This is a genomic window from Enterobacter sp. YSU, from assembly GCF_016082135.1.
Lineage (GTDB): Bacteria > Pseudomonadota > Gammaproteobacteria > Enterobacterales > Enterobacteriaceae > Enterobacter > Enterobacter hormaechei_C.
Genome location: NZ_CP059487.1, coordinates 4,745,161 through 4,766,706 on the forward strand (window position 1 = coordinate 4,745,161; position 21,546 = coordinate 4,766,706).

Consider the following 21,546-nt stretch of genomic DNA (forward strand, 5'->3'; position numbering starts at 1 on the left):
CCTGTTTATGCGCCGTTTTTCAGAGACTCAAGGTACTCCCAGCGCTCAAATGCCTCTTCCAGCGCCTGTTCAGCCTGGGAGAGTTCAGCCAATACTTTCTGAGTATAGTCGTGAGGCTGCGTAAAGAATGACGCATCAGCGACCTGGATTTGCAGTGCTTCCAGTGCAGCTTCCAGCTCTTCCAGACGCTGCGGCAGCCCTTCCAGCTCGCGCTGCAAGTTATAACTCATTTTAGCAGGAGACTTTTTGACAGTTTCTGCCTTTGCAACAACAGGTTCAGCGACATTTTTGGTCTTCGCCTGTTTTTGCGCCAGCGACTGCGATTGCTGTCCACGCGCGTCATGATAGCCGCCCACATATTGCCCGATGCGTCCTTTGCCTTCGAAGATCCAGCACTCGGTCACGGTGTTATCGACAAACTGACGATCGTGGCTGACCAGCATCACGGTTCCCTGATAACCATCAATCAACTCTTCCAGCAGTTCCAGCGTTTCGACATCCAGATCGTTAGTCGGTTCATCGAGAATCAATAAGTTACTGGGTTTCAGGAACAGACGCGCCAGCAAAAGACGGTTACGTTCTCCCCCGGACAGCGCGCGCACCGGCGTCATAGCGCGTTTCGGGTGGAACAGGAAGTCCTGAAGGTAGCCCAGCACGTGACGCGGCTTGCCATTAACCATGACCTCCTGTTTACCCTCGGCGAGGTTATCCATCACCGTACGGTCTGGATCCAGCTCGGCGCGGTGCTGGTCGAAGTACGCCACTTCCAGTTTGGTACCGCAGTGGATACGACCGCTGTCGGCCTGGAGCTGACCGAGCATCAGTTTCAGCAGTGTGGTTTTACCGCACCCGTTCGGGCCGATCAGCGCAATTTTGTCGCCGCGCTGAACCTGAGCGGAGAAATCGTTCACCAGCACTTTGCCGTCAACCGAATAATTCACGTTCTCCATTTCGAAGACAATCTTGCCCGAGCGGGACGCCTCTTCCACCTGCATTTTGGCGCTACCCATGACTTCGCGGCGTTCGCTACGTTCGCGGCGCATCGCCTTCAGGGCGCGAACGCGGCCTTCGTTACGGGTACGACGCGCTTTAATGCCCTGACGGATCCATACCTCTTCCTGGGCCAGCTTGCGGTCGAACTCGGCATTTTGCAGCTCTTCCACGCGCAGGTTTTCTTCTTTCTCCAGCAGATAGGTATCGTAATCGCCCGGATAGGTCACCAGCTTGCCGCGATCGAGATCGACAATGCGCGTGGCCATGTTGCGGATGAACGAACGGTCGTGGGAGATGAAGATAATGGTGCCGTTAAAGGTTTTCAGGAACCCTTCCAGCCAGTCAATCGCTTCGATATCCAGGTGGTTCGTCGGTTCGTCCAGCAGCAGCACCTTAGGCCCGCTCACCAGGGCACGACCCAGCGCCGCTTTACGCAGCCAGCCGCCGGAGAGCGCCGACAGCTCCATATCCGCTTCCAGGCCAAGCTGGGCCAGCACTTCGTTAATGCGGTTTTCCAGCTGCCACAGGCCGTGGTGATCGAGCATCTCCTGCACTTTTGCCAGCTCGTTGAGATTCTTGTCGCTCGGGTCCGTCATCACCAGATGCGAAATCTCGTGATAACGCTTGAGGTATTCCGCCTGCTCTGAAATCCCTTCGGCCACAAAATCGTACACGCTGCCGGTGACGTTACGCGGCGGATCCTGTTGCAGACGAGAGACGATCAGATCCTGCTCGTAAACAATACGGCCGTCATCCAGCCCCTGCTCACGGTTGAGGATTTTCATTAGCGTCGATTTACCTGCGCCGTTACGGCCCACCAGACAGACGCGCTCGTTATCTTCGATATGCAGCTCTGCATTATCGAGAAGCGGTGAGTCGCTGAAAGAGAGCCACGCGCCGTGCATACTAATTAAAGACATTTATTTTTCCTTTCAGACCGCGGAGATCAGCCAGCAGTTGTGGATTTGACGGTTACGGGCAAAGTCCTGAGACAGCGTTTTTTGGCTGATTTCTTGTGCTTTCAGTCCCAATTCGGCCAGGCCGTCGTGATCCATGCGGAATCCGCGCTTGTTATTCGAGAACATAATGGTGCCGCCTTTACGCAGCAGACGCTTCAGGTCGGTCATCAGGCGCAGGTGATCGCGTTGAACATCAAAGCTATCCTCCATACGCTTGGAGTTAGAGAAGGTCGGCGGATCGATAAAGATCAGGTCAAACTGCTCGTCGGTATCGCGCAGCCAGCCCAGCACGTCGGCCTGTAACAGGCGATGCTGACGGCCGGTTAAGCCGTTAAGACGCAGGTTGCGCTCTGCCCACTCCAGATAAGTCCGGGACATATCTACCGTGGTGGTGCTACGCGCGCCGCCAAGCCCCGCATGAACGCTGGCGCTGCCGGTATAGGAGAACAGGTTCAGGAAGTCTTTCCCCTTGCTCATCTGGCCCAGCATGCGGCGGGCGATACGGTGATCGAGGAACAGGCCGGTATCAAGGTAGTCGGTCAGGTTAACCCACAGGCGCGCGTTATATTCGCCCACTTCGAGGAAGTCGCCTTTCTCGCCCATCTTCTGATACTGATTTTTACCTTTCTGACGCTCACGGGTTTTCAGCACCAGCTTGTTTGGCGAAATGCCGAGAACGGCGATGGTGGCCGCAATCACATCCAGCATACGCTGACGCGCTTTTTGCGCATCGATAGTTTTCGGCGGGGCGTATTCCTGAACCACCACCCAGTCCGCATAGCGGTCAACCGCCACGTTGTACTCGGGCAGGTCAGCGTCGTACAGGCGATAACATTCGATGCCTTCTTGCTTCGCCCACTTTTCAAATTTCTTCAGGTTTTTGCGCAGGCGGTTGGCGTAATCTTCCGCCACGCCTGACGGTTTGCTATCCGCCGCTACCTCTGCCAGATGGTAGTTTTTCTGCACGCAGTCCAGCGGGCCGTTTTTCGCTTTGAACTGGCGATCGGCACGCAATTGCAGGCAGCTCAGCAGCTCCGGCGAGGCGCTAAACAGGGAGAGGTCCCAGCCGCCGAAATGCGCTTTCATGTTGCGGCCCAGCAGGCTGTGCAGTGCAATCAGCGCCGGCTCGCTGTCCAGACGCTCACCATACGGCGGGTTGCTGATCACCGTACCGTACGGGCCTTTTGGCAGAGGATTGGTCAGATTCGCCACGTCCTTCACCTCGAAGGTCACCAGCTCGCCGATACCGGCACGACGGGCGTTGCTGCGCGCGCGTTCAATCACCCGTGCGTCGCTGTCCGAACCGTAAAAGTGAGAGGTGTACTCCGCCAGCCCTTTACGGGCGCGGGTCTGCGCATCGTCTTTGACCTCTTTCCAGATGGCTTCATCGTGCTGCGCCCAGCCTTTGAAGCCCCAGTGGCCGCGGTGCAGCCCTGGCGCACGGTCGGTGGCCAGCATCGCGGCTTCAATCAGCAGCGTACCGGAACCGCACATCGGATCGAGCAGCGGCGTACCTGGCTGCCATCCGGAGCGCATCACGATAGCGGCAGCCAGCGTTTCTTTGATCGGCGCCATCCCGGTGCGATCGCGATAGCCGCGCAGATGCAGGCCTGCTCCACTCAGATCCAGGGAAATACTGGCCGTATCGCCGTTCAGCCAGACGTTGATACGCAGATCCGGGTTTTCACGGTCAACGTTCGGACGTTCTTTATTGCGACGCGTGAAGCAGTCCACAATGGCATCCTTAACGCGCAGGGCACCATACTGGCTGTTGCGGATCTCATCGTTGACGCCGTTGAAATGCACCGCAAAGGTAGCGTCCGGGGTGAAGATCTCTGTCCAGTCGATCATCTGTACGCCGGTGTAGAGATCAAGATCGCTGTAGACCTTGCACTCTTTCATCGGCAGCATGATGCGCGACGCCAGACGGCTCCACATCAGGCTCTGGTAAATAAGCCGCGTGTCGCCCTCAAAATGGACACCACCCTGAACCACCCGGCACTCTTTCGCGCCCAGGGCTTCCAGTTCAGTTTTTAACAGCTCTTCCAGCCCACGGGCCGTACTGGCAAACAGAGAATTCATATCGTCACTTTTACTCAAAGAAAATTGTCGCGCATTATAGCTAATATGGCGTGTATGTCATAAAGTTGAAGGCTTATTTTCTTTAGCGGGAGTGTGCAGTGGCGACGTTATCCAGGCTTTTTATTCATCCGGTGAAATCCATGCGCGGCATCGGCGTCTCTCACGCGCTGGCCGATATGAGCGGATTCGCCTTCGATCGTATTTTTATGGTCACCGAGCCTGACGGTACGTTTATCACCGCACGTCAGTTCCCGCAGATGGTTCGCTTTACCCCTTCCCCGCTTCATGACGGGCTGCATTTGACTGCGCCGGACGGTTCAAGCGTCGTGATCCGCTTTGCTGATTTTGCGCCGCTTGATGCGCCAACGGAAGTGTGGGGCAATCATTTTACCGCGCGTATCGCGCCGGATAACATTAACCAGTGGCTGAGCGGCTTTTTCTCCCGTGACGTTCAGCTGCGCTGGGTTGGGCCTGCGCTGACCCGTCGCGTGAAGCGCCACGATGCGGTTCCTCTCTCCTTCGCGGATGGTTTTCCCTTCCTGCTGACCAGCGAGGCCTCGCTGCGTGATTTACAAAATCGTTGCAAAGCCAGCGTGCAGATGGAGCAGTTTCGCCCGAATCTGGTGGTGACCGGAGCGAATGCCTGGGATGAAGATACCTGGAAAGTGATCCGCATCGGCAGCGTTATTTTTGATGTCGTGAAGCCGTGCAGCCGCTGTATTTTTACCACCGTCAGCCCGGAGAAAGGTCAGAAACACCCTTCCGGCGAACCGCTGAAAACCTTGCAGTCATTTCGTACCGCGCAGGATAACGGCGATGTCGACTTCGGCCAGAACCTGATCCCCCGCTCCAGCGGCGTGATCCGCGTGGGCGACGAGGTCGAAATTCTCACCCGCGGGCCTGCCAGGGTGTACGGCGCAGGTCAGGAAGAAGAGATGGTTGACGTTGTCACCAACATCGCTTCCGCGGTGGATATTCACTGGGAAGGCAAGGTTATCCGTGGTAACAATCAGCAGGTGCTACTGGAACAGCTGGAACAGGCAGGTATCCGCGTACCGTATTCCTGTCGCGCGGGGATTTGCGGATGCTGTCGCATTAAACTGGTCGATGGTGAAGTAAGTGCCCTGAAGAAATCTGCGATTGGCAGTGACGGCACGATCCTGTGCTGTAGCTGTGTCCCGAAAACATCCGTACAGCTGGAAGCTTAAACTGCCTGTTCAAGGCTGAAGGAATCAACGCGCAGCTGTGGCTTCAGCCTGTCATTCATCACTTTGATGGCATCACCTAACTGCATAACTCGCCCGGCAATGGTCACGCCGGGTTGGGCCAGCAAACAGAGCGCAGCGTTTTCACCGGGTTCAACCACCAGCAAATTCACCTCTTCTTCGGTATCGCTCAGATTGACGCTCGCCGCATCGCCGATAGCCGGGGTCCAGCACATGCCGTGGGCGAGAAAATGCCAGCTTTTCGGCATTTGCGGTTTCAGGAAACGGATCGCTACCAGCGCATTTAGTACCAGTTCAGCGCGCTGTTCTTTGGAGAGATCGAACTCGCGGCATTTTTCTTCAAAAGAGAAATAGAGTGCAGCGTCGTCAACGCAAAAGCCTGAGGGAGCAAACGCGTCTGGCGTTAACATTCGGCGCGCAAAACGAGAGCGAAACAACATGCCATTGGCTAAGTCGAGCATCATACGGTCATGCTCGTCACAAAAATACCAGCGCCAGTTATCGTCAGGTTTAATTCGCATGTTTCTCTCCCGTCCCCTAAACGTCCTGTACTAAAAATGTCCTATTTGCCGCTTCGCTTATAACACTAGTAATAAAAGACTATAATGTTTAAATAAGCAACAATGACGGAATATAAAACAACCAGGGCTGGAAATAAAGCCCTGGTTGTCTGATTAAGAGAAAAGATTAGATATGCGTGACGATTTCTTTAATCAGCGGCGGCCCTTTAAAAATAAAGCCGGAATAAATTTGCACCAGCGATGCACCTGCCGCCATCTTCTCACGTGCAGCGATGACAGAGTCAATGCCACCCACGCCAATAATCGGCAGCTGACCTTTTAATTCTGCGGAGAGTGCGCGAATAATTTCGGTGCTTTTTAATTGTACCGGACGGCCACTTAATCCACCCGCTTCGTCACAGTTTTTCATTCCCTGAACGAGAGAGCGATCGAGTGTTGTATTGGTTGCAATCACACCATCAATATTATGGCGAACTAAACTGTCGGCAACCTGGATCAATTCTTCTGCCGAAAGATCCGGGGCGATCTTAACCGCGACCGGAACATATTTATGGTGGATCGCCTGTAGCGCCGTTTGTTTATTTTTAATGGCGCTAAGAAGATCGTCGAGCGCTTCGCCATATTGTAATGAACGCAGCCCTGGGGTGTTAGGCGAAGATATATTCACCGCAATATAACCGGCATAGGCATAGACTTTTTCCATACAAATCAGATAGTCATCTTTACCCTGCTCGACCGGCGTGTCTTTATTTTTGCCAATATTAATACCCAGCACGCCATCAAAATGGGCTTTCTTAACGTTCTCAACCAGATGATCGACGCCAAGGTTATTAAAGCCCATGCGGTTGATCAGCCCCTCGGCTTCAACCAGGCGAAACAGACGTGGCTTGTCATTTCCCGGCTGCGGACGCGGCGTCACCGTCCCGATTTCGATCGAGCCAAAGCCCATCGCACCGAGTGCATCAATGCATTCGCCATTTTTGTCCAGACCGGCCGCCAGGCCCAGTGGATTTTTGAAAGTCAGGCCCATGCACTGAACTGGTTTTTCCGGCACGTTTTGACGCACCAGCGCGGCCAGAGGCGTTCCTGTAATACGGCGTAACTGCTGAAATGTAAATTCATGAGCGCGCTCAGGATCGAGCTGGAAAAGGGCTTTACGAACGAAGGGGTAGTACATGAACTCTCCTGGATTCCCGGTGTGCAAACCGGGAGGGGATTATGTGCGATTCCGCCCGGAAAGGGAATTGACCTGTGGCAAAAAAAGCCACGTAAAACGCAATCGTTTACTTATCGGTTCGCTTCTTATGCATTTTTCTGCATTCATCCTGAGGATAAATCATTTAGTGGAATAACCACGCAATGTCACACTCCTGAAAATTGTTATGAATGTTAGATAAAAGCAAACAATTAGTTATAAGGAGCAACCATGCGCGTCATTACCCTGGCCGGAAGCCCCCGCTTCCCCTCTCGCTCCAGCGCACTGCTGGAATACGCTCGCGAAAAGCTTAATGCTCTGGATGTCGAAGTGTGTCACTGGAATTTGCACAATTTCGCGCCTGAAGATCTGCTCTACGCCCGTTTCGACAGCCCGGCGCTGAAAACCCTGATCGAACAACTTAAGAGTGCTGACGGGCTGGTCGTCGCGACACCGATTTATAAAGCCTCTTTTTCCGGCGCACTGAAAACGCTGCTCGATCTGCTGCCCGAACGCGCGCTGGACGGTAAGGTTGTCCTGCCGCTGGCCACAGGCGGTACGGTAGCTCATTTACTGGCGGTGGATTATGCCCTCAAGCCGGTTCTGAACGCGCTGAAAGCGCAGGAGATCCTGCATGGCGTCTTCGCTGACGACTCACAGGTAATCGACTACCAGCATAAACCCCATTTCACGCCGAATCTGCAAACCCGCCTCGACAGTGCGCTCGAAACCTTCTGGCACGCCCTGAACCGTCGGGATCGCCACGCGGCAGCATTTCATCAATCACAAGGAGTGGCGCATGTTTAAAACAATTACCCGTATCGGGCTGGCAGGTCTGCTGGCAGTGGCGTCGCTGGCTCAGGCGGCGGAGAAAGCGCCGGAGAGCCTGCGTATCGGTTATCAGAAAGGCAGCGTCAGCATGGTGTTGGCGAAAAGCCATGCGTTGCTTGAGAAGCGTTTCCCGGAGACCAAATTCTCATGGGTCGAGTTCCCTGCCGGACCACAGATGCTGGAGGCGCTGAACGTCGGGAGTATTGATTTAGGCAGCACCGGCGATATCCCGCCAATCTTTGCGCAGGCTGCCGGGGCGGATCTGGTTTACGTTGGCGTTGAGCCCGCTAAGCCGAAGGCAGAGGTTATTTTGGTGCCGGAAAACAGCGAGATCAAAAGCGTCGCCGACCTCAAAGGCCATAAGGTTGCTTTCCAGAAAGGTTCAAGCTCGCACAACCTGCTGCTGCGCGCGTTGCAGGAGGCCGGCCTTAAATTCACCGATATCCAGCCCGTTTACCTGACGCCTGCCGATGCGCGCGCGGCGTTTCAGCAAAAAAATGTTGATGCCTGGGCTATCTGGGATCCGTACTACTCCGCCGCACTGTTGCAGGGCGGTGTGCGGGTGCTGAAAGACGGCACCACCCTGAAGCAGACCGGTTCGTTCTACCTGGCGGCACGTCCTTACGCTGAGAAAAATGGCGCATTTATTCAGCAGGTGCTGGATACCTTCTCTCAGGCCGATGCGCTGACCCAAAGCCAGCGTCAGCAGAGCATCACGCTGCTGGCAAAAACCATGGGCCTGCCTGAACCGGTGATCGCCACTTATCTTGACCACCGTCCTCCCACCACCATAGCACCGGTTGACGCCCACGTTGCCGCTCTCCAGCAGCAAACGGCAGACCTCTTTTATCAAAACCGCCTGGTTCCAAAGCAGGTGAATATTCGCGAACGCATCTGGCAACCCGCTGGCATTGAAGGAAAAAAATCATGAGTCTGAATCTTTTCTGGTTTTTACCCACCCACGGTGATGGACACTATCTTGGCACAGAAGAAGGCGCCCGCCCGGTCGATCACGGCTATCTACAGCAGATCGCCCAGGCGGCAGACCGCATCGGTTTTACCGGGGTGCTGATCCCGACGGGCCGCTCGTGTGAGGATGCGTGGCTGGTTGCCGCGTCAATGATCCCCGTCACCCAGCGCCTGAAATTCCTGGTAGCCTTGCGCCCGAGCGTGGTGTCGCCCACCGTCGCGGCGCGTCAGGCGGCAACGCTGGACAGGCTTTCCAACGGCCGTGCGCTGTTCAACCTGGTGACGGGCAGCGATCCGCAGGAGCTGGCGGGCGATGGCGTCTTTCTCGATCATACCGAGCGCTATGAAGCCTCCGCAGAGTTCACCCGCGTCTGGCGACGTCTGCTGGAAGGGGAAACCGTCACCTTCGAAGGGAAACATATCCACGTTCGCGATGCACAGCTCTACTTCCCGCCGGTACAGCAGCCGCGCCCTCCCCTCTATTTCGGCGGATCGTCGGACGTGGCGCAGGAGCTGGCGGCTGAGCAGGTCGATCTCTATCTGACCTGGGGCGAGCCACCGGAGCTGGTGAAAGAGAAAATTGCTCAGGTACGCGCTAAAGCCGCAAAACATGGCCGTACGGTACGCTTCGGCATTCGCCTGCACGTGATCGTCCGCGAAACAAACGACGAGGCCTGGCAAGCCGCCGACCGTCTGATCGCTCATCTGGACGACGACACTATCGCTAAAGCACAGGCGGCGTTTGCCAAAACCGACTCCGTGGGCCAGCATCGGATGGCTTCCCTGCACAACGGCAAGCGTGAAAATCTTGAGATCAGCCCGAACCTGTGGGCCGGGGTAGGTCTGGTGCGCGGCGGTGCCGGCACGGCACTGGTCGGCGACGGTCCAACCGTAGCGGCACGCATTAATGAATACGCGGCGCTGGGGATCGACAGCTTTATCCTGTCTGGCTACCCACATCTGGAGGAGGCGTACAAGGTGGGTGAACTGCTGTTCCCGCATCTGGATGTCGCTATCCCGGCAATTCCGCAGCCACGTCAGCTTCAGTTGCAGGGCGAAGCCGTGGCGAACGCGTTTATCCCGAGAAAAGTCGCGCAAAGCTAAGGAGCCACCATGTCTGCAACCGCACAAAAATGGCTGCTGCGCGCCGCGCCGTGGTTTCTGCCCGTCGGCATTGTCCTCGTCTGGCAACTGGCGTCTTCAACTGGCTGGCTGTCGAGCCGCATTTTGCCCTCTCCGGAGGGCGTTGTGGAAGCGTTCTGGTCGCTAAGCGCCAGCGGTGAGCTGTGGCAACATCTTGCCATCAGCTCCTGGCGCGCGGTAATTGGCTTTTCGATTGGCGGAAGCATCGGCCTGACGCTGGGGCTGATCAGCGGCCTGTCACGCTGGGGTGAGCGGCTACTGGATACCTCCGTTCAGATGCTGCGCAACGTGCCGCATCTGGCGCTTATTCCGCTGGTTATCCTGTGGTTTGGCATTGATGAGAGCGCCAAAATTTTCCTCGTGGCGCTGGGAACGTTATTCCCGATTTATATCAATACCTGGCATGGGATCCGTAATATCGATCGCGGTCTGGTGGAGATGGCCCGCAGCTATGGCCTGTCAGGTTTTGCCCTGTTTACCCATGTGATCCTGCCGGGCGCCCTGCCCTCCATTATGGTTGGGGTGCGTTTTGCGCTCGGCCTGATGTGGCTAACCCTGATCGTGGCGGAAACCATTTCGGCTAACTCCGGCATTGGTTATCTGGCGATGAACGCCCGCGAGTTCCTGCAAACGGACGTGGTGGTGGTTGCCATTATCCTTTATGCCCTGCTCGGCAAACTTGCGGACGTCAGCGCCCAGTGGCTGGAACGTAGCTGGCTGCGCTGGAACCCGGCCTACACCACTCAGGAGGCGAAAGCATGAATACTGCACGACTGAACCAGGGAACACCGTTACTGCTGAACGGCGTGACCAAACGCTACGGCGACAACACCATTCTGAATGCACTGGATCTGCATATTCCTGCCGGACAGTTCGTGGCCGTTGTCGGCCGCAGCGGTGGCGGCAAGAGTACCCTGCTGCGTCTTTTAGCCGGGCTGGAAGCGCCAAACTGCGGTGACATTCTGGCAGGCACTACGCCGCTGGCCACGATTCAGGATGATACGCGCATGATGTTTCAGGACGCGCGTCTGCTGCCGTGGAAAACGGTGATGGATAACGTCGGGCTGGGCCTGAAGGGCAACTGGCGGGAGGACGCCCGGCAGGCACTCGCTGCGGTAGGGCTGGAGAATCGCGCGGGAGAGTGGCCTGCGGCCCTGTCGGGTGGACAAAAGCAGCGCGTAGCGCTGGCTCGCGCGCTGATTCACCGTCCCGGCCTGTTGCTGCTTGATGAACCGCTCGGCGCGCTTGATGCCCTGACGCGGATCGAGATGCAGGATCTGATAGAAACCCTCTGGCAGACGCACGGCTTTACGGTACTGCTGGTGACGCATGATGTCAGTGAAGCCGTGGCAATGGCAGACAGGGTGCTGTTAATAGAAGAGGGCAAAATTGGTCTGGATCTGACGGTAGATATTCCACGTCCTCGCCGCGTGGGATCGGCCAGACTGGCGGAGCTGGAAGCCGAAGTACTGGATCGGGTGATGAAACGTGGGGAAGCGGAGATTCAGCGGATAAAGGCTAATGCCTGATGCCCTCACCCCGGCCCTCTCCCACAGGGAGAGGGAGAAAACCGATGCCCCGCGACCCCACGTAGGCCCGGTAAGCGTAGCGCCACCGGGCTTTTTTACATCAGGCCAGCGCCTTAGCAATCTTCTCGTACAGATCGCCAGACAGATTTTCCAGCCCTTTCAGCTGCTCAAGCGCGGCGCGCATTTTCGCCTGACGCTGCGCATCGTAACGTTTCAGGCGGATCAGCGGCTCAATCAGACGAGACGCCACCTGCGGGTTACGGCTGTTCAGCTCGGTCAGCATTTCAACCATGAACTGATAACCGCTGCCGTCTTCGGCATGGAACGCGGCCGGGTTGCTGCTGGCGAAGGCACCAATCAGAGAGCGGACGCGGTTCGGGTTGCTCATGGTGAACGAACGGTGCTTCAGCAGGCTGCGTACTTTGCTGAGTACATCGGCTGCCGGGCTGGTGGCCTGAAGGATGAACCACTTGTCCATCACCAGACCATCCTGATGCCACTTGTCGTCGTACTCCTGCATCAGCGCATCGCGGCACGGCAGCTCGGCGGCAACGCTTGCGGCCAGCGCGGCCAGGGCATCCGTCATGTTATCGGCTTCGTGGTACTGCTTGCTGACCAGCGTGTTCGCCAGCTCTGCCTCACCAAACGCCAGATAGCGCAGGCAGGTATTGCGCAGGGAACGTTTACCGATATCCGCATGTTCCACCCGATACCCGTCCAGCTTGTTGGCGTTGTAAATGGCGAGGAACTCATCTGCCAGTTCGGTCGCCAGCGTGCGGGTCAGCGCTTCACGCACGGCGACGATGGCAATCGGGTCGATGATGTCAAACAGCTCGGCGATTTCAGTCGCAGAAGGCAGCGTTAAAATTTCAGCCGCCAGCGCCGGGTCAATGTTCTCATCCAGCAGGATGGCACGGAACGCGTCTGCCACATGAACCGGCAGCGTCAGCGGCTGGCCCTGCTGGTAACGGTTGACGTTCAGCTTGATGTAGGTCGCCAGCAGGCTTTGTGCCGCATCCCAGCGCGAGAAATCGTTGCGCGCGTGACGCATCAGGAACGTAAGCTGCTGATCGCTCCACTTGTATTCGAGTTTCACCGGCGCGGAGAATTCGCACAGCAGGGCGGGAACGGGCTGGAAATAGACGTTATCGAAGATAAAGGTCTGCTCTGCCTGGGTCACGTTCAGCACGTTATGCACCGGGTGGCCGCCCTTCTGTAACGGGATCACGTTGCCTTCGTTGTCGTACAGCTCAACGCTGAACGGAATGTGCAGCGGATGTTTCTCTTCCTGCTCGGCAGTTGGCGGCGTGCGCTGGCTGATGGTCAGCGTGTACTGCTCGGTTTCCGGGTTGTAGTCGTCTTTGACCGTCACAATCGGCGTACCGGCCTGGCTGTACCAGCGGCGGAAATGAGACAGATCGACGTTAGAGGCGTCTTCCATCGCCTGAACAAAATCGTCGCAGGTGGCCGCACTGCCGTCGTGACGCTCAAAGTAAAGCTGCATCCCTTTCTGGAAATTCTCTTCACCCAGCAGGGTGTGGATCATACGGATAATTTCAGCGCCTTTTTCATACACCGTCAGGGTGTAGAAGTTATTCATCTCAATGACTTTATCCGGGCGGATCGGGTGCGCCATTGGGCTGGCATCTTCTGCAAATTGCAGACCACGCATGGTGCGCACGTTGTTGATGCGGTTTACCGCCCGCGATCCCAGATCGGAGCTGAACTCCTGATCGCGGAAGACGGTTAAGCCCTCTTTCAGGCTCAGCTGGAACCAGTCGCGGCAGGTGACGCGGTTCCCGGTCCAGTTATGGAAATATTCGTGGCCGATAACGCGTTCGATATCGAGGTAATCTTTATCCGTGGCGGTATCGGTACGCGCCAGCACGTATTTAGAGTTAAAGATGTTAAGACCTTTATTCTCCATCGCGCCCATGTTGAAGAAATCGACCGCAACGATCATATAGATGTCGAGGTCATATTCGAGGCCAAAGCGCGTTTCATCCCACTTCATGGAGTTGATGAGGGAGGTCATTGCCCACGGTGCGCGGTCAAGGTTGCCACGGTCCACGAACAGCTCCAGCGCGACTTCACGGCCAGAGCGCGTTTTAAAGGTGTCGCGCAGGACATCGAAATCTCCCGCCACCAGCGCAAACAGATAGCAGGGTTTCGGGAACGGATCCTGCCACTGTACCCAGTGACGGCCATTCTCCAGTTCCCCTTCACCAATCCGGTTGCCGTTGGAAAGCAGGTACGGGTACAGCGTTTTGTCGGCAATAATTTTGGTGGTAAAGCGCGCCAGGACGTCCGGGCGATCCAGATACCAGGTAATGTGGCGGAAACCTTCGGCTTCACACTGGGTACACAGGGCTACGCCTGACTGGTAAAGTCCTTCCAGCGCGGTATTGGCGGCAGGGCTAATTTCATTCACGATGCGCAGGGTAAAGCGTTCCGGCAGGTTGTCGATGACCAGCTGGTTGCCTTCTTCTTTATAGTCTGACCAGGCTTCATCGTTAATATGCAGGGAAACCAGCGTCAGGTCTTCACCATCCAGACGCAGCGGCACGGCTGTCGCGCTCTGGCGCGTCACCTGGCTTACCGCCGTCACCACGGTTTTTGTGGCATCCAGGTCGAAAGTCAGATCGATATCGCTTATCAGGTATTCCGGCGCACGATAGTCGTGGCGGTATTTAGCTTGTGGCTGTTGTGTCATAGAAAACCTTATGCATCGTTTGTCGAGTAACGATTCAATATATTCCTGTTGTGTAAAACGCGCTATGCAGAATGTTCATCTTTTCAGGCACAACGCCCTTTTTAGCTACATTTTTATAACACGGGGCACGAAATGCTCTCGACCATAAAGTGTGCTTATGTTGTGATCGGGGTTCAATAAATCACTAAACAGGGTATACTCCGGAGTTGTTTATTGTACTAAACGCTCCCGTGAGAGGATGCTACAGCGCACCTATGACTCAATTCGCTTCTCCGGTTCTGCATACGTTGCTGGATACCGACGCGTACAAGCTGCATATGCAGCAAGCCGTGTTTCACCACTATCATGATGTCCATGTTGCGGCGGAATTTCGCTGCCGGGGTGACGACTTGCTGGGTATCTACGCAGATTCCATTCGTGAACAGGTCGAGGCCATGCAGCATCTGGCGCTCACCGATGACGAATATCAGTGGCTTTCAGGCCTGCCTTTCTTTAAAGCGGATTATCTGAACTGGCTGCGTGAGTTCCGCTATAACCCGGAACAGGTCACCGTCACCAATGATAACGGCAAGCTGGACATTCGTCTGACCGGCCCGTGGCGCGAGGTGATCATGTGGGAAGTGCCGCTTCTGGCCGTGATCAGCGAGCTGGCCCACCGCTATCGCTCCCCTGAAACCGGTGTGACGCAGGCGGTTGCCGCTCTGGAGAATAAACTCGTTGAGTTTTCCAGACTGACCGAAGGGCTGGATATGTCCCGATTCCGTCTGATGGACTTTGGCACGCGCCGCCGCTTCTCTCGCGAGGTTCAGGAAGCCATTGTCAGACGTCTGCAACAGGAGCCGTGGTTCGTTGGCACCAGTAACTACGATCTGGCACGTCGCCTTGATTTAACGCCGATGGGCACCCAGGCGCACGAATGGTTCCAGGCGCACCAGCAGATCAGCCCTGACCTTGCCAACAGCCAGCGCGCCGCCCTCGCCGCGTGGCTAGAGGAATACCCGGATCGGCTGGGTATTGCCCTTACCGACTGCATTACCATGGACGCGTTCCTGCGCGACTTTGGCCCTGAGTTTGCCAAACGCTACCAGGGTTTGCGCCATGATTCCGGGGACCCGGTTGAATGGGGTGAGAAAGCCATCGCCCATTACGAAAAACTGGGCATCGACCCCATGAGTAAGGTGCTGGTCTTCTCCGATAACCTTGACCTGGCGAAAGCCGTCGACCTTTATCGCCATTTCTCATCGCGGGTGAACCTGAGTTTCGGGATTGGTACGCGGTTAACCTGTGATATTCCTCAGGTGAAACCGCTGAACATCGTGATAAAACTGGTGGAATGTAACGGTAAGCCGGTCGCGAAGCTCTCCGACAGTCCGGGCAAAACCATCTGCCATGACAAAGCGTTTGTCCGCGCATTACGTAAAGCCTTCGATTTGCCTCAGGTTAAAAAAGCCAGTTAACGGCTTCGGGGGAGCCTTCATGGCTCCCCTTCTCTTATTAATTTCTTATTTCTTCTCTTAAGACGGTGAAATTTACTTGTCTGATAGCGGATGGCAGGTAACATAGATATCCCCCCTATAAGGGCGGACAAGTGTTTATTTTTTCCGACTATTAACAGAGAGAATATTATGAGCGTTGTGCCTGTAGCCGACGTACTCCAGGGCCGTGTCGCCGTTGACCAGGAGGTCACCGTGCGCGGATGGGTGCGTACTCGCCGAGATTCTAAAGCTGGCATCTCCTTCCTCGCCGTCTATGACGGTTCCTGCTTTGATCCTGTACAGGCCGTCATTAATAATTCTCTGCCCAATTACAATGATGACGTTCTGCACCTGACAACCGGCTGTTCCGTGATCGTCACCGGTGTTGTGGTGGCCTCTCCGGGCCAGGGTCAGAGCTACGAAATTCAGGCGACCTCGGTGGAAGTGACCGGCTGGGTTGAAGATCCTGACACCTACCCGATGGCTGCAAAGCGTCACAGCATCGAATATCTGCGTGAAGTCGCGCACCTGCGTCCGCGCACCAACCTGATTGGTGCGGTTGCCCGCGTGCGTCATACGCTGGCGCAGGCGCTGCATCGTTTCTTTGACGAGCAGGGTTACTTCTGGGTTTCTACTCCGCTGATCACGGCTTCCGATACCGAAGGCGCAGGTGAAATGTTCCGCGTTTCAACGCTGGATATGGAAAACCTGCCGCGTACGCCGGAAGGTAAAGTCGATTACGACAAAGACTTCTTTGGCAAAGAAGCCTTCCTGACGGTTTCCGGCCAGCTCAACGGTGAAACCTACGCCTGTGCGCTGTCTAAGATCTATACCTTCGGCCCAACCTTCCGTGCGGAAAACTCCAACACCAGCCGTCACCTGGCGGAATTCTGGATGCTGGAGCCGGAAGTGGCCTTTGCCGATCTGAATGACGCGGCAGCCCTGGCAGAAGCGATGCTGAAATACGTGTTTAAAGCCGTTCTCGAAGAGCGCGCAGACGACATGAAATTCTTCGCTGAGCGTGTCGATAACGACGCCATCGCCCGTCTTGAGCGCTTCGTCTCCGCAGACTTCGCGCAGGTGGATTACACCGACGCGGTCGCAATCCTGGAAAAATGCGGTGAGAAATTCGAAAACCCGGTTTACTGGGGCGTGGATCTCTCCTCCGAGCACGAACGTTATCTGGCAGAGAAGCACTTTAAAGCACCGGTTGTGGTGAAAAACTATCCGAAAGACATTAAGGCGTTCTATATGCGCCTTAACGAAGACGGTAAAACCGTTGCCGCGATGGATGTCCTCGCGCCGGGCATCGGTGAGATCATCGGTGGCTCCCAGCGTGAAGAGCGCCTGGATGTGCTGGACGCGCGTATGCAGGAGATGGGCCTGAACCCGGCGGACTACAGCTGGTATCGCGATCTCCGTCGCTACGGCACCGTTCCACACTCCGGCTTTGGCCTGGGCTTCGAACGTCTGATTGCTTACGTAACAGGTGTTCAGAACGTACGTGATGTGATTCCATTCCCACGCACACCGCGTAACGCAAGTTTCTAACCGACCAAATCATTAATGGCCAGCAAATGCTGGCCATTATTTTATCCTGCAATGTCAGTTTTCGTCAGTCAGAAGTAAGCGTCTTTAAACCACAACCCCGCTATTACCTCTACCTGTTACGTTTTGTTTCCACGAAATATCCTGAGACAAAAAAATAACCCCATTCTTATTGCGCTTAAAACAATCCTTACGCATTAGCATAAAAAACAACCAATTTCACAGCCATCTGGATGGCTTTTATCGATCATAAGAAAAAATGAGCCGTTTAACTTCTGTTTATACGAAAGGCCTTTAGCTAAATTAAACATAAGGAAATCATATATATAAGAATAAAGCGGATGTTTAATTCGCCAGGTGGCACTGAAATTTGAGGTGCTTCACAAAGTTCCCAAAAATACATATTTAGTTACACATATTTTCTTTTGGTAACTGAATCTTGAAGATTGTAGCACTTTCAGTGTAGCGAAACGGTTCTATGAATGGAAAGATGCCTGTCAGACACATAAAGACACCTAACTCTCATCAATAGTTCCGGAAATATTTATTGACAGAATTTATTGGCGGCAGTGGCGAGTGTCATAAAAAAACCAATGAGGGTAATAAATAATGATGAAGCGCAATATCCTGGCAGTGGTAGTCCCTGCCCTGCTGGTAGCCGGTGCAGCAAACGCTGCTGAAATCTATAACAAAGACGGCAACAAATTAGATCTTTACGGGAAAGCAGTTGGCCTGCATTACTTCTCTGATTACGCGGGAAACGATGGCGACAACACTTACGCGCGTCTGGGCTTCAAAGGTGAAACTCAGATCAACGATCAGCTGACTGGCTACGGTCAGTGGGAATACAACTTCCAGGGTAACAACTCTGAAGGTGGCGATGCACAGAACGGCAACAAAACCCGTCTGGCATTCGCAGGTCTGAAATTTGGTGACGCAGGCTCCTTCGACTACGGTCGTAACTACGGTCTGGTCTATGACGCAATCGGCATCACCGATATGCTGCCTGAGTTCGGCGGCGACACCGGCGCGAGCGATAACTTCTTCGCAGGCCGTACGGGTGGTCTGGCGACTTACCGTAACAGCAACTTCTTCGGCCTGGTTGACGGTCTGAACTTTGGTGTTCAGTACCTGGGCAAAAATGAACGTGATGACGCAGTACGTTCCAACGGTGACGGCTGGGCAACCTCTCTGAGCTATGATTTCGACGGTTTCGGCATTGTGGGTGCTTATGGTGCAGCTGACCGTACCAACAACCAGCAGACGCTGGATTGGGGTAAAGGCGACAAAGCTGAGCAGTGGGCAACCGGCCTGAAATATGACGCGAACAACATCTACCTGGCAGCTATTTATGGCGAAATGCGTAACGCAGCGCGTCTGGGCAGCCGTGGTTTCGCTAACAAGTCTCAGGACTTCTCTGTCGTCGCTCAGTACCAGTTCGACTTCGGTCTGCGTCCATCCATCGCTTACTACAAATCTAAAGCGAAAGACGTAGAAGGTATCGGTGACGAAGACTACATCAACTACATCGACGTTGGTGCGACATACTACTTCAACAAAAACATGTCTACCTATGTTGACTATCAGATCAACCAGCTGAAAGACGACAACAAGCTGGGCATCAACAACGACGATATCGTGGCTCTGGGTCTGGTTTACCAGTTCTAATCAGCACACCTCGTTGTTTTATGCTTAATGAACAGGGCTTCGGCCCTGTTTTTTTATTCCTGAGAGAAAATAATAGCGACTTTTGAAAAGCCGCACGCTTTTCGTCGCAAACGGTTGGCATTTTGTAAATCTACCGTTAACCTGATAGCGGATTTCACTTCTGTAATCACAATGGAACTTCGTCATGTTTGAGAACATTACTGCCGCTCCTGCCGACCCAATTCTGGGCCTGGCCGATCTGTTTCGTGCCGACGACCGCCCTGGCAAAATCAACCTGGGTATTGGTGTATATAAAGATGAAACCGGCAAAACTCCGGTACTGACCAGCGTCAAAAAAGCTGAGCAGTATCTGCTGGAAAACGAAACCACCAAAAACTACCTCGGTATTGATGGTATCCCTGAATTTGGTCGCTGCACCCAGGAGCTGCTGTTCGGCAAAGGCAGCACCATTGTGAGCGAAAAACGCGCCCGCACGGCGCAGACCCCAGGCGGTACCGGCGCACTGCGCGTGGCGGCAGATTTCCTGGCGAAAAACACCTCTGTGAAGCGTGTGTGGGTAAGCAATCCAAGCTGGCCGAACCACAAGAGCGTTTTTAATTCTGCGGGTCTGGAAGTGCGTGAATACGCCTACTACGACGCGGCAAACCACGCGCTGGATTTCGACGGTCTGCTGGCCAGCCTGAGCGAAGCCCAGGCGGGCGATGTGGTGCTGTTCCACGGCTGCTGCCATAACCCAACCGGTATCGATCCTACGCTTGAGCAGTGGGAACAGCTGGCTAAGCTGTCCGTTGAAAAAGGCTGGCTGCCGCTGTTCGACTTCGCTTACCAGGGCTTTGCCCGTGGTCTGGAAGAAGATGCAGAAGGTCTGCGCGCATTCGCCGCCGTGCATCAGGAGCTGATTGTCGCAAGCTCCTATTCCAAGAACTTTGGTCTGTATAACGAGCGTGTCGGCGCCTGTACGCTGGTGGCTGCTGACGAAGCAACCGTCGATCGCGCATTCAGCCAGATGAAGTCCGTGATCCGCGCTAACTACTCTAACCCACCGGCACACGGTGCGTCTGTGGTCGCGACGATCCTGAGCAACGATGCGCTGCGCGCAATCTGGGAGCAAGAGCTGAACGATATGCGTCAGCGCATTCAGCGCATGCGTCTGCTGTTTGTGAACACGCTGGCTGAGAAAGGCGCTGACCGTGACTTCAGCTTCATCATCAAGCAGAACGGCATGTTCTCCTTCAGCGGCCTGACCAAAGAGCAGGTGCTGCGCCTGCGTGAAGAGTTTGGCGTGTATGCCGTTGCCTCTGGCCGCGTGAACGTTGCAGGTATGACGCCTGACAACATGGCGCCGCTGTGCGAAGCCATTGTCGCGGTGCTGTAACCTGCACCCATAAAAAAAGCCTGCATAGCGCAGGCTTTTTTATTTTACCGGGTTTACCAGACAGGCATTTCATCCTGAAGGAACGGGTTATGCAACCGCTCATCGCCCAGCGTCGACATTGGTCCGTGGCCAGGGATAAACGTCACATCATCACCTAACGGCAATAACTTCTGCTTAATCGACTGAATCAGTTGACCGTGATCGCCGCGTGGGAAATCGCTGCGTCCTACGCCCCCTTTGAAAATCACGTCACCGGAAATCAGTAGGCGCGACACGTCATCAAAGAAGACGATATGGCCGGGCGTATGCCCTGGGCAATGCAACACCTGTAAAGTTACATTCCCTACGTTAACGCGATCGCCTTCGTTCAGCCAGCGGTCCGGTGTCAGTGGCTGACACTCATCCAGACCAAACATGCGGCTTTGGGCAGGCAGCCCCTGAAGCCAGAACTCATCTTCTTTTTCCGGGCCGATAATCGGCACACCGTAGTGTTCAGCCAGTTCAGCCGCTGCACCCACATGGTCGAGATGACCATGGGTGAGTAAAATCTGCATCAGCGTTACACCGCTGGCAGCGACTTCCTGCTTGATTGTCTCAGCGTCGCCACCGGGATCAACAAGCGCGGCCAGTTTAGTTTGTTCACACCAGATCAATGAACAGTTCTGTGAGAACGCGGTAACCGGAATAATACGATAGTTCATACTGCTCCTGTGTTTCGTTATTACCAGTGCCGAACCGGCCCGGTATCAATATGCACAAAGTTGCTACGTGGGTAGTATCCTACACCACCTGCGCGCATAGATAACGCCGCTTTGCGAATATTGGCTAACGAAACGCCTTCAATATGGAAATCCATCGCCTGCCCTTTGGTGTGATAGCTTTTTTTCGCTACCCCACGGCTGTGGGCGCGCAGTTCATTGTTGGTATCCAGAGAGCGATAGCCAGAAATGAGTTGCACCGGCCTTTTGGTTCCCAGCAGTCCCTGCAAGCGGTAAAGCTGATCGAATAATCCAGGGTCGATGGCTTTGATTTTATTCGCGCGGAAATCACGGAAAAAATGGTTGAGTCTTGCTAATTCATCCTGAATATAGCCTCTGCCATCGAAAAATTCCGCTTTAAGCGTCTCACCAGTATGCAGATTGTTGAGCGTTAAAATACGCGGACGAGGTGTCGAGAGGGTGGCAAATGCTGGCGTCGGAAGGATGGCTGCTGCGCCCAGCGCAACGCCACCTAACGCCAGCAATTTGCGGCGATTAGCGTCAAATTTGTCCATGATAATCAGGTCTACAGGTAAAAGAAATTGTCAATATGCTTAGCGC

General features: G+C 54.9%; 17 protein-coding genes. 10 read left to right on the forward strand and 7 right to left on the reverse strand.

Going from position 1 to position 21,546, the window contains the following annotated elements; genetic code table 11:
- Window positions 1–5 precede the first annotated feature (5 nt).
- Both H2Z33_RS22880 and rlmKL read right to left on the reverse strand, forming a co-directional pair.
- Complete coding sequence (locus H2Z33_RS22880) at window positions 6–1,913, reverse strand: ABC transporter ATP-binding protein (protein WP_023296269.1); 1,908 nt, start codon at window positions 1,911–1,913, stop codon at window positions 6–8.
- Between the two features lie 12 nt (window positions 1,914–1,925).
- Window positions 1,926–4,034, reverse strand: coding sequence for a bifunctional 23S rRNA (guanine(2069)-N(7))-methyltransferase RlmK/23S rRNA (guanine(2445)-N(2))-methyltransferase RlmL (gene rlmKL, locus H2Z33_RS22885; protein WP_033487276.1), 2,109 nt, complete (start codon window positions 4,032–4,034; stop codon window positions 1,926–1,928).
- A 98-nt stretch (window positions 4,035–4,132) separates the two neighbouring features.
- Between rlmKL and H2Z33_RS22890 the strand changes: the two genes are divergently transcribed.
- Window positions 4,133–5,242 (forward strand): YcbX family protein, encoded by a 1,110-nt coding sequence (locus tag H2Z33_RS22890; protein ID WP_063135277.1) that lies wholly within the window; start codon window positions 4,133–4,135, stop codon window positions 5,240–5,242.
- Here H2Z33_RS22890 and zapC read toward each other — a convergent pair.
- Together zapC and pyrD are read right to left on the reverse strand one after the other, a co-directional pair.
- A complete protein-coding gene (gene zapC / locus H2Z33_RS22895; protein ID WP_015570906.1) occupies window positions 5,239–5,781 on the reverse strand; it encodes a cell division protein ZapC in 543 nt (180 codons plus the stop codon). The two genes, H2Z33_RS22890 and zapC, sit on opposite strands and share 4 nt — an antisense overlap.
- Before the next feature lie 166 nt (window positions 5,782–5,947).
- On the reverse strand, window positions 5,948–6,958 hold the full coding sequence (pyrD, locus tag H2Z33_RS22900) for a quinone-dependent dihydroorotate dehydrogenase (RefSeq protein WP_015570907.1): 1,011 nt from the start codon (window positions 6,956–6,958) through the stop codon (window positions 5,948–5,950).
- Window positions 6,959–7,207: 249 nt separating this feature from the next.
- On the opposite strand from pyrD, the gene ssuE reads away from it, so the two are divergent.
- The 5 genes from ssuE to ssuB are packed head-to-tail and all read left to right on the forward strand — an operon-like array spanning window position 7,208 to window position 11,448.
- Window positions 7,208–7,783, forward strand: coding sequence for an NADPH-dependent FMN reductase (ssuE, locus tag H2Z33_RS22905; protein ID WP_003858180.1), 576 nt, complete (start codon window positions 7,208–7,210; stop codon window positions 7,781–7,783).
- A complete protein-coding gene (locus H2Z33_RS22910) occupies window positions 7,776–8,738 on the forward strand; it encodes a sulfonate ABC transporter substrate-binding protein (protein ID WP_017693689.1) in 963 nt (320 codons plus the stop codon). The genes ssuE and H2Z33_RS22910 overlap by 8 nt, the downstream gene beginning before the upstream one ends.
- On the forward strand, window positions 8,735–9,880 hold the full coding sequence (ssuD, locus tag H2Z33_RS22915) for an FMNH2-dependent alkanesulfonate monooxygenase (RefSeq protein WP_063135278.1): 1,146 nt from the start codon (window positions 8,735–8,737) through the stop codon (window positions 9,878–9,880). The genes H2Z33_RS22910 and ssuD overlap by 4 nt, the downstream gene beginning before the upstream one ends.
- A 9-nt stretch (window positions 9,881–9,889) precedes the next feature.
- A complete protein-coding gene (gene ssuC / locus H2Z33_RS22920) occupies window positions 9,890–10,681 on the forward strand; it encodes an aliphatic sulfonate ABC transporter permease SsuC (protein WP_063135279.1) in 792 nt (263 codons plus the stop codon).
- On the forward strand, window positions 10,678–11,448 hold the full coding sequence (ssuB, locus tag H2Z33_RS22925) for an aliphatic sulfonates ABC transporter ATP-binding protein (RefSeq protein WP_063135280.1): 771 nt from the start codon (window positions 10,678–10,680) through the stop codon (window positions 11,446–11,448). The genes ssuC and ssuB overlap by 4 nt, the downstream gene beginning before the upstream one ends.
- 100 nt (window positions 11,449–11,548) lie before the next feature.
- Here ssuB and pepN read toward each other — a convergent pair whose 3' ends face one another.
- The gene (gene pepN, locus H2Z33_RS22930) at window positions 11,549–14,161 is read right to left on the reverse strand and encodes an aminopeptidase N (protein ID WP_032671214.1); all 2,613 of its coding nucleotides are present in this window, start codon (window positions 14,159–14,161) and stop codon (window positions 11,549–11,551) included.
- A 254-nt stretch (window positions 14,162–14,415) separates the two neighbouring features.
- Here pepN and pncB point away from each other — a divergent pair, with 254 nt between their 5' ends.
- The 4 genes from pncB to H2Z33_RS22950 all read left to right on the forward strand — a co-directional run bounded on the left by pncB (window position 14,416) and on the right by H2Z33_RS22950 (window position 20,227).
- The gene (gene pncB, locus H2Z33_RS22935; RefSeq protein WP_033487278.1) at window positions 14,416–15,618 is read left to right on the forward strand and encodes a nicotinate phosphoribosyltransferase; all 1,203 of its coding nucleotides are present in this window, start codon (window positions 14,416–14,418) and stop codon (window positions 15,616–15,618) included.
- 168 nt (window positions 15,619–15,786) lie between these two features.
- Window positions 15,787–17,187 (forward strand): asparagine--tRNA ligase, encoded by a 1,401-nt coding sequence (gene asnS / locus H2Z33_RS22940; protein ID WP_015570955.1) that lies wholly within the window; start codon window positions 15,787–15,789, stop codon window positions 17,185–17,187.
- A 606-nt stretch (window positions 17,188–17,793) separates the two neighbouring features.
- Window positions 17,794–18,852 (forward strand): porin OmpF, encoded by a 1,059-nt coding sequence (gene ompF / locus H2Z33_RS22945; RefSeq protein WP_015570956.1) that lies wholly within the window; start codon window positions 17,794–17,796, stop codon window positions 18,850–18,852.
- 184 nt (window positions 18,853–19,036) lie between these two features.
- Window positions 19,037–20,227, forward strand: coding sequence for an amino acid aminotransferase (locus H2Z33_RS22950; RefSeq protein ID WP_017384820.1), 1,191 nt, complete (start codon window positions 19,037–19,039; stop codon window positions 20,225–20,227).
- A 53-nt stretch (window positions 20,228–20,280) separates the two neighbouring features.
- Here H2Z33_RS22950 and H2Z33_RS22955 read toward each other — a convergent pair whose 3' ends face one another.
- Both H2Z33_RS22955 and H2Z33_RS22960 read right to left on the reverse strand, forming a co-directional pair.
- On the reverse strand, window positions 20,281–20,928 hold the full coding sequence (locus tag H2Z33_RS22955) for an MBL fold metallo-hydrolase (RefSeq protein WP_015570958.1): 648 nt from the start codon (window positions 20,926–20,928) through the stop codon (window positions 20,281–20,283).
- Between the two features lie 20 nt (window positions 20,929–20,948).
- Window positions 20,949–21,500: a YcbK family protein gene (locus H2Z33_RS22960; RefSeq protein ID WP_003858202.1), complete on the reverse strand. Its 552-nt coding sequence runs from the start codon at window positions 21,498–21,500 to the stop codon at window positions 20,949–20,951.
- Window positions 21,501–21,546: the final 46 nt, after the last annotated feature.

Coding starts and splice junctions, on each gene's coding strand:
- H2Z33_RS22880 (WP_023296269.1), bottom strand. CDS start 1,913: ATGTCTTTAATTAGTATGCACGGCGCGTGGCTCTCTTTCAGCGACTCA.
- rlmKL (WP_033487276.1), bottom strand. CDS start 4,034: ATGAATTCTCTGTTTGCCAGTACGGCCCGTGGGCTGGAAGAGCTGTTA.
- zapC (WP_015570906.1), bottom strand. CDS start 5,781: ATGCGAATTAAACCTGACGATAACTGGCGCTGGTATTTTTGTGACGAG.
- pyrD (WP_015570907.1), bottom strand. CDS start 6,958: ATGTACTACCCCTTCGTTCGTAAAGCCCTTTTCCAGCTCGATCCTGAG.
- ssuE (WP_003858180.1), top strand. CDS start 7,208: ATGCGCGTCATTACCCTGGCCGGAAGCCCCCGCTTCCCCTCTCGCTCC.
- H2Z33_RS22910 (WP_017693689.1), top strand. CDS start 7,776: ATGTTTAAAACAATTACCCGTATCGGGCTGGCAGGTCTGCTGGCAGTG.
- ssuD (WP_063135278.1), top strand. CDS start 8,735: ATGAGTCTGAATCTTTTCTGGTTTTTACCCACCCACGGTGATGGACAC.
- ssuC (WP_063135279.1), top strand. CDS start 9,890: ATGTCTGCAACCGCACAAAAATGGCTGCTGCGCGCCGCGCCGTGGTTT.
- ssuB (WP_063135280.1), top strand. CDS start 10,678: ATGAATACTGCACGACTGAACCAGGGAACACCGTTACTGCTGAACGGC.
- pepN (WP_032671214.1), bottom strand. CDS start 14,161: ATGACACAACAGCCACAAGCTAAATACCGCCACGACTATCGTGCGCCG.
- pncB (WP_033487278.1), top strand. CDS start 14,416: ATGACTCAATTCGCTTCTCCGGTTCTGCATACGTTGCTGGATACCGAC.
- asnS (WP_015570955.1), top strand. CDS start 15,787: ATGAGCGTTGTGCCTGTAGCCGACGTACTCCAGGGCCGTGTCGCCGTT.
- ompF (WP_015570956.1), top strand. CDS start 17,794: ATGATGAAGCGCAATATCCTGGCAGTGGTAGTCCCTGCCCTGCTGGTA.
- H2Z33_RS22950 (WP_017384820.1), top strand. CDS start 19,037: ATGTTTGAGAACATTACTGCCGCTCCTGCCGACCCAATTCTGGGCCTG.
- H2Z33_RS22955 (WP_015570958.1), bottom strand. CDS start 20,928: ATGAACTATCGTATTATTCCGGTTACCGCGTTCTCACAGAACTGTTCA.
- H2Z33_RS22960 (WP_003858202.1), bottom strand. CDS start 21,500: ATGGACAAATTTGACGCTAATCGCCGCAAATTGCTGGCGTTAGGTGGC.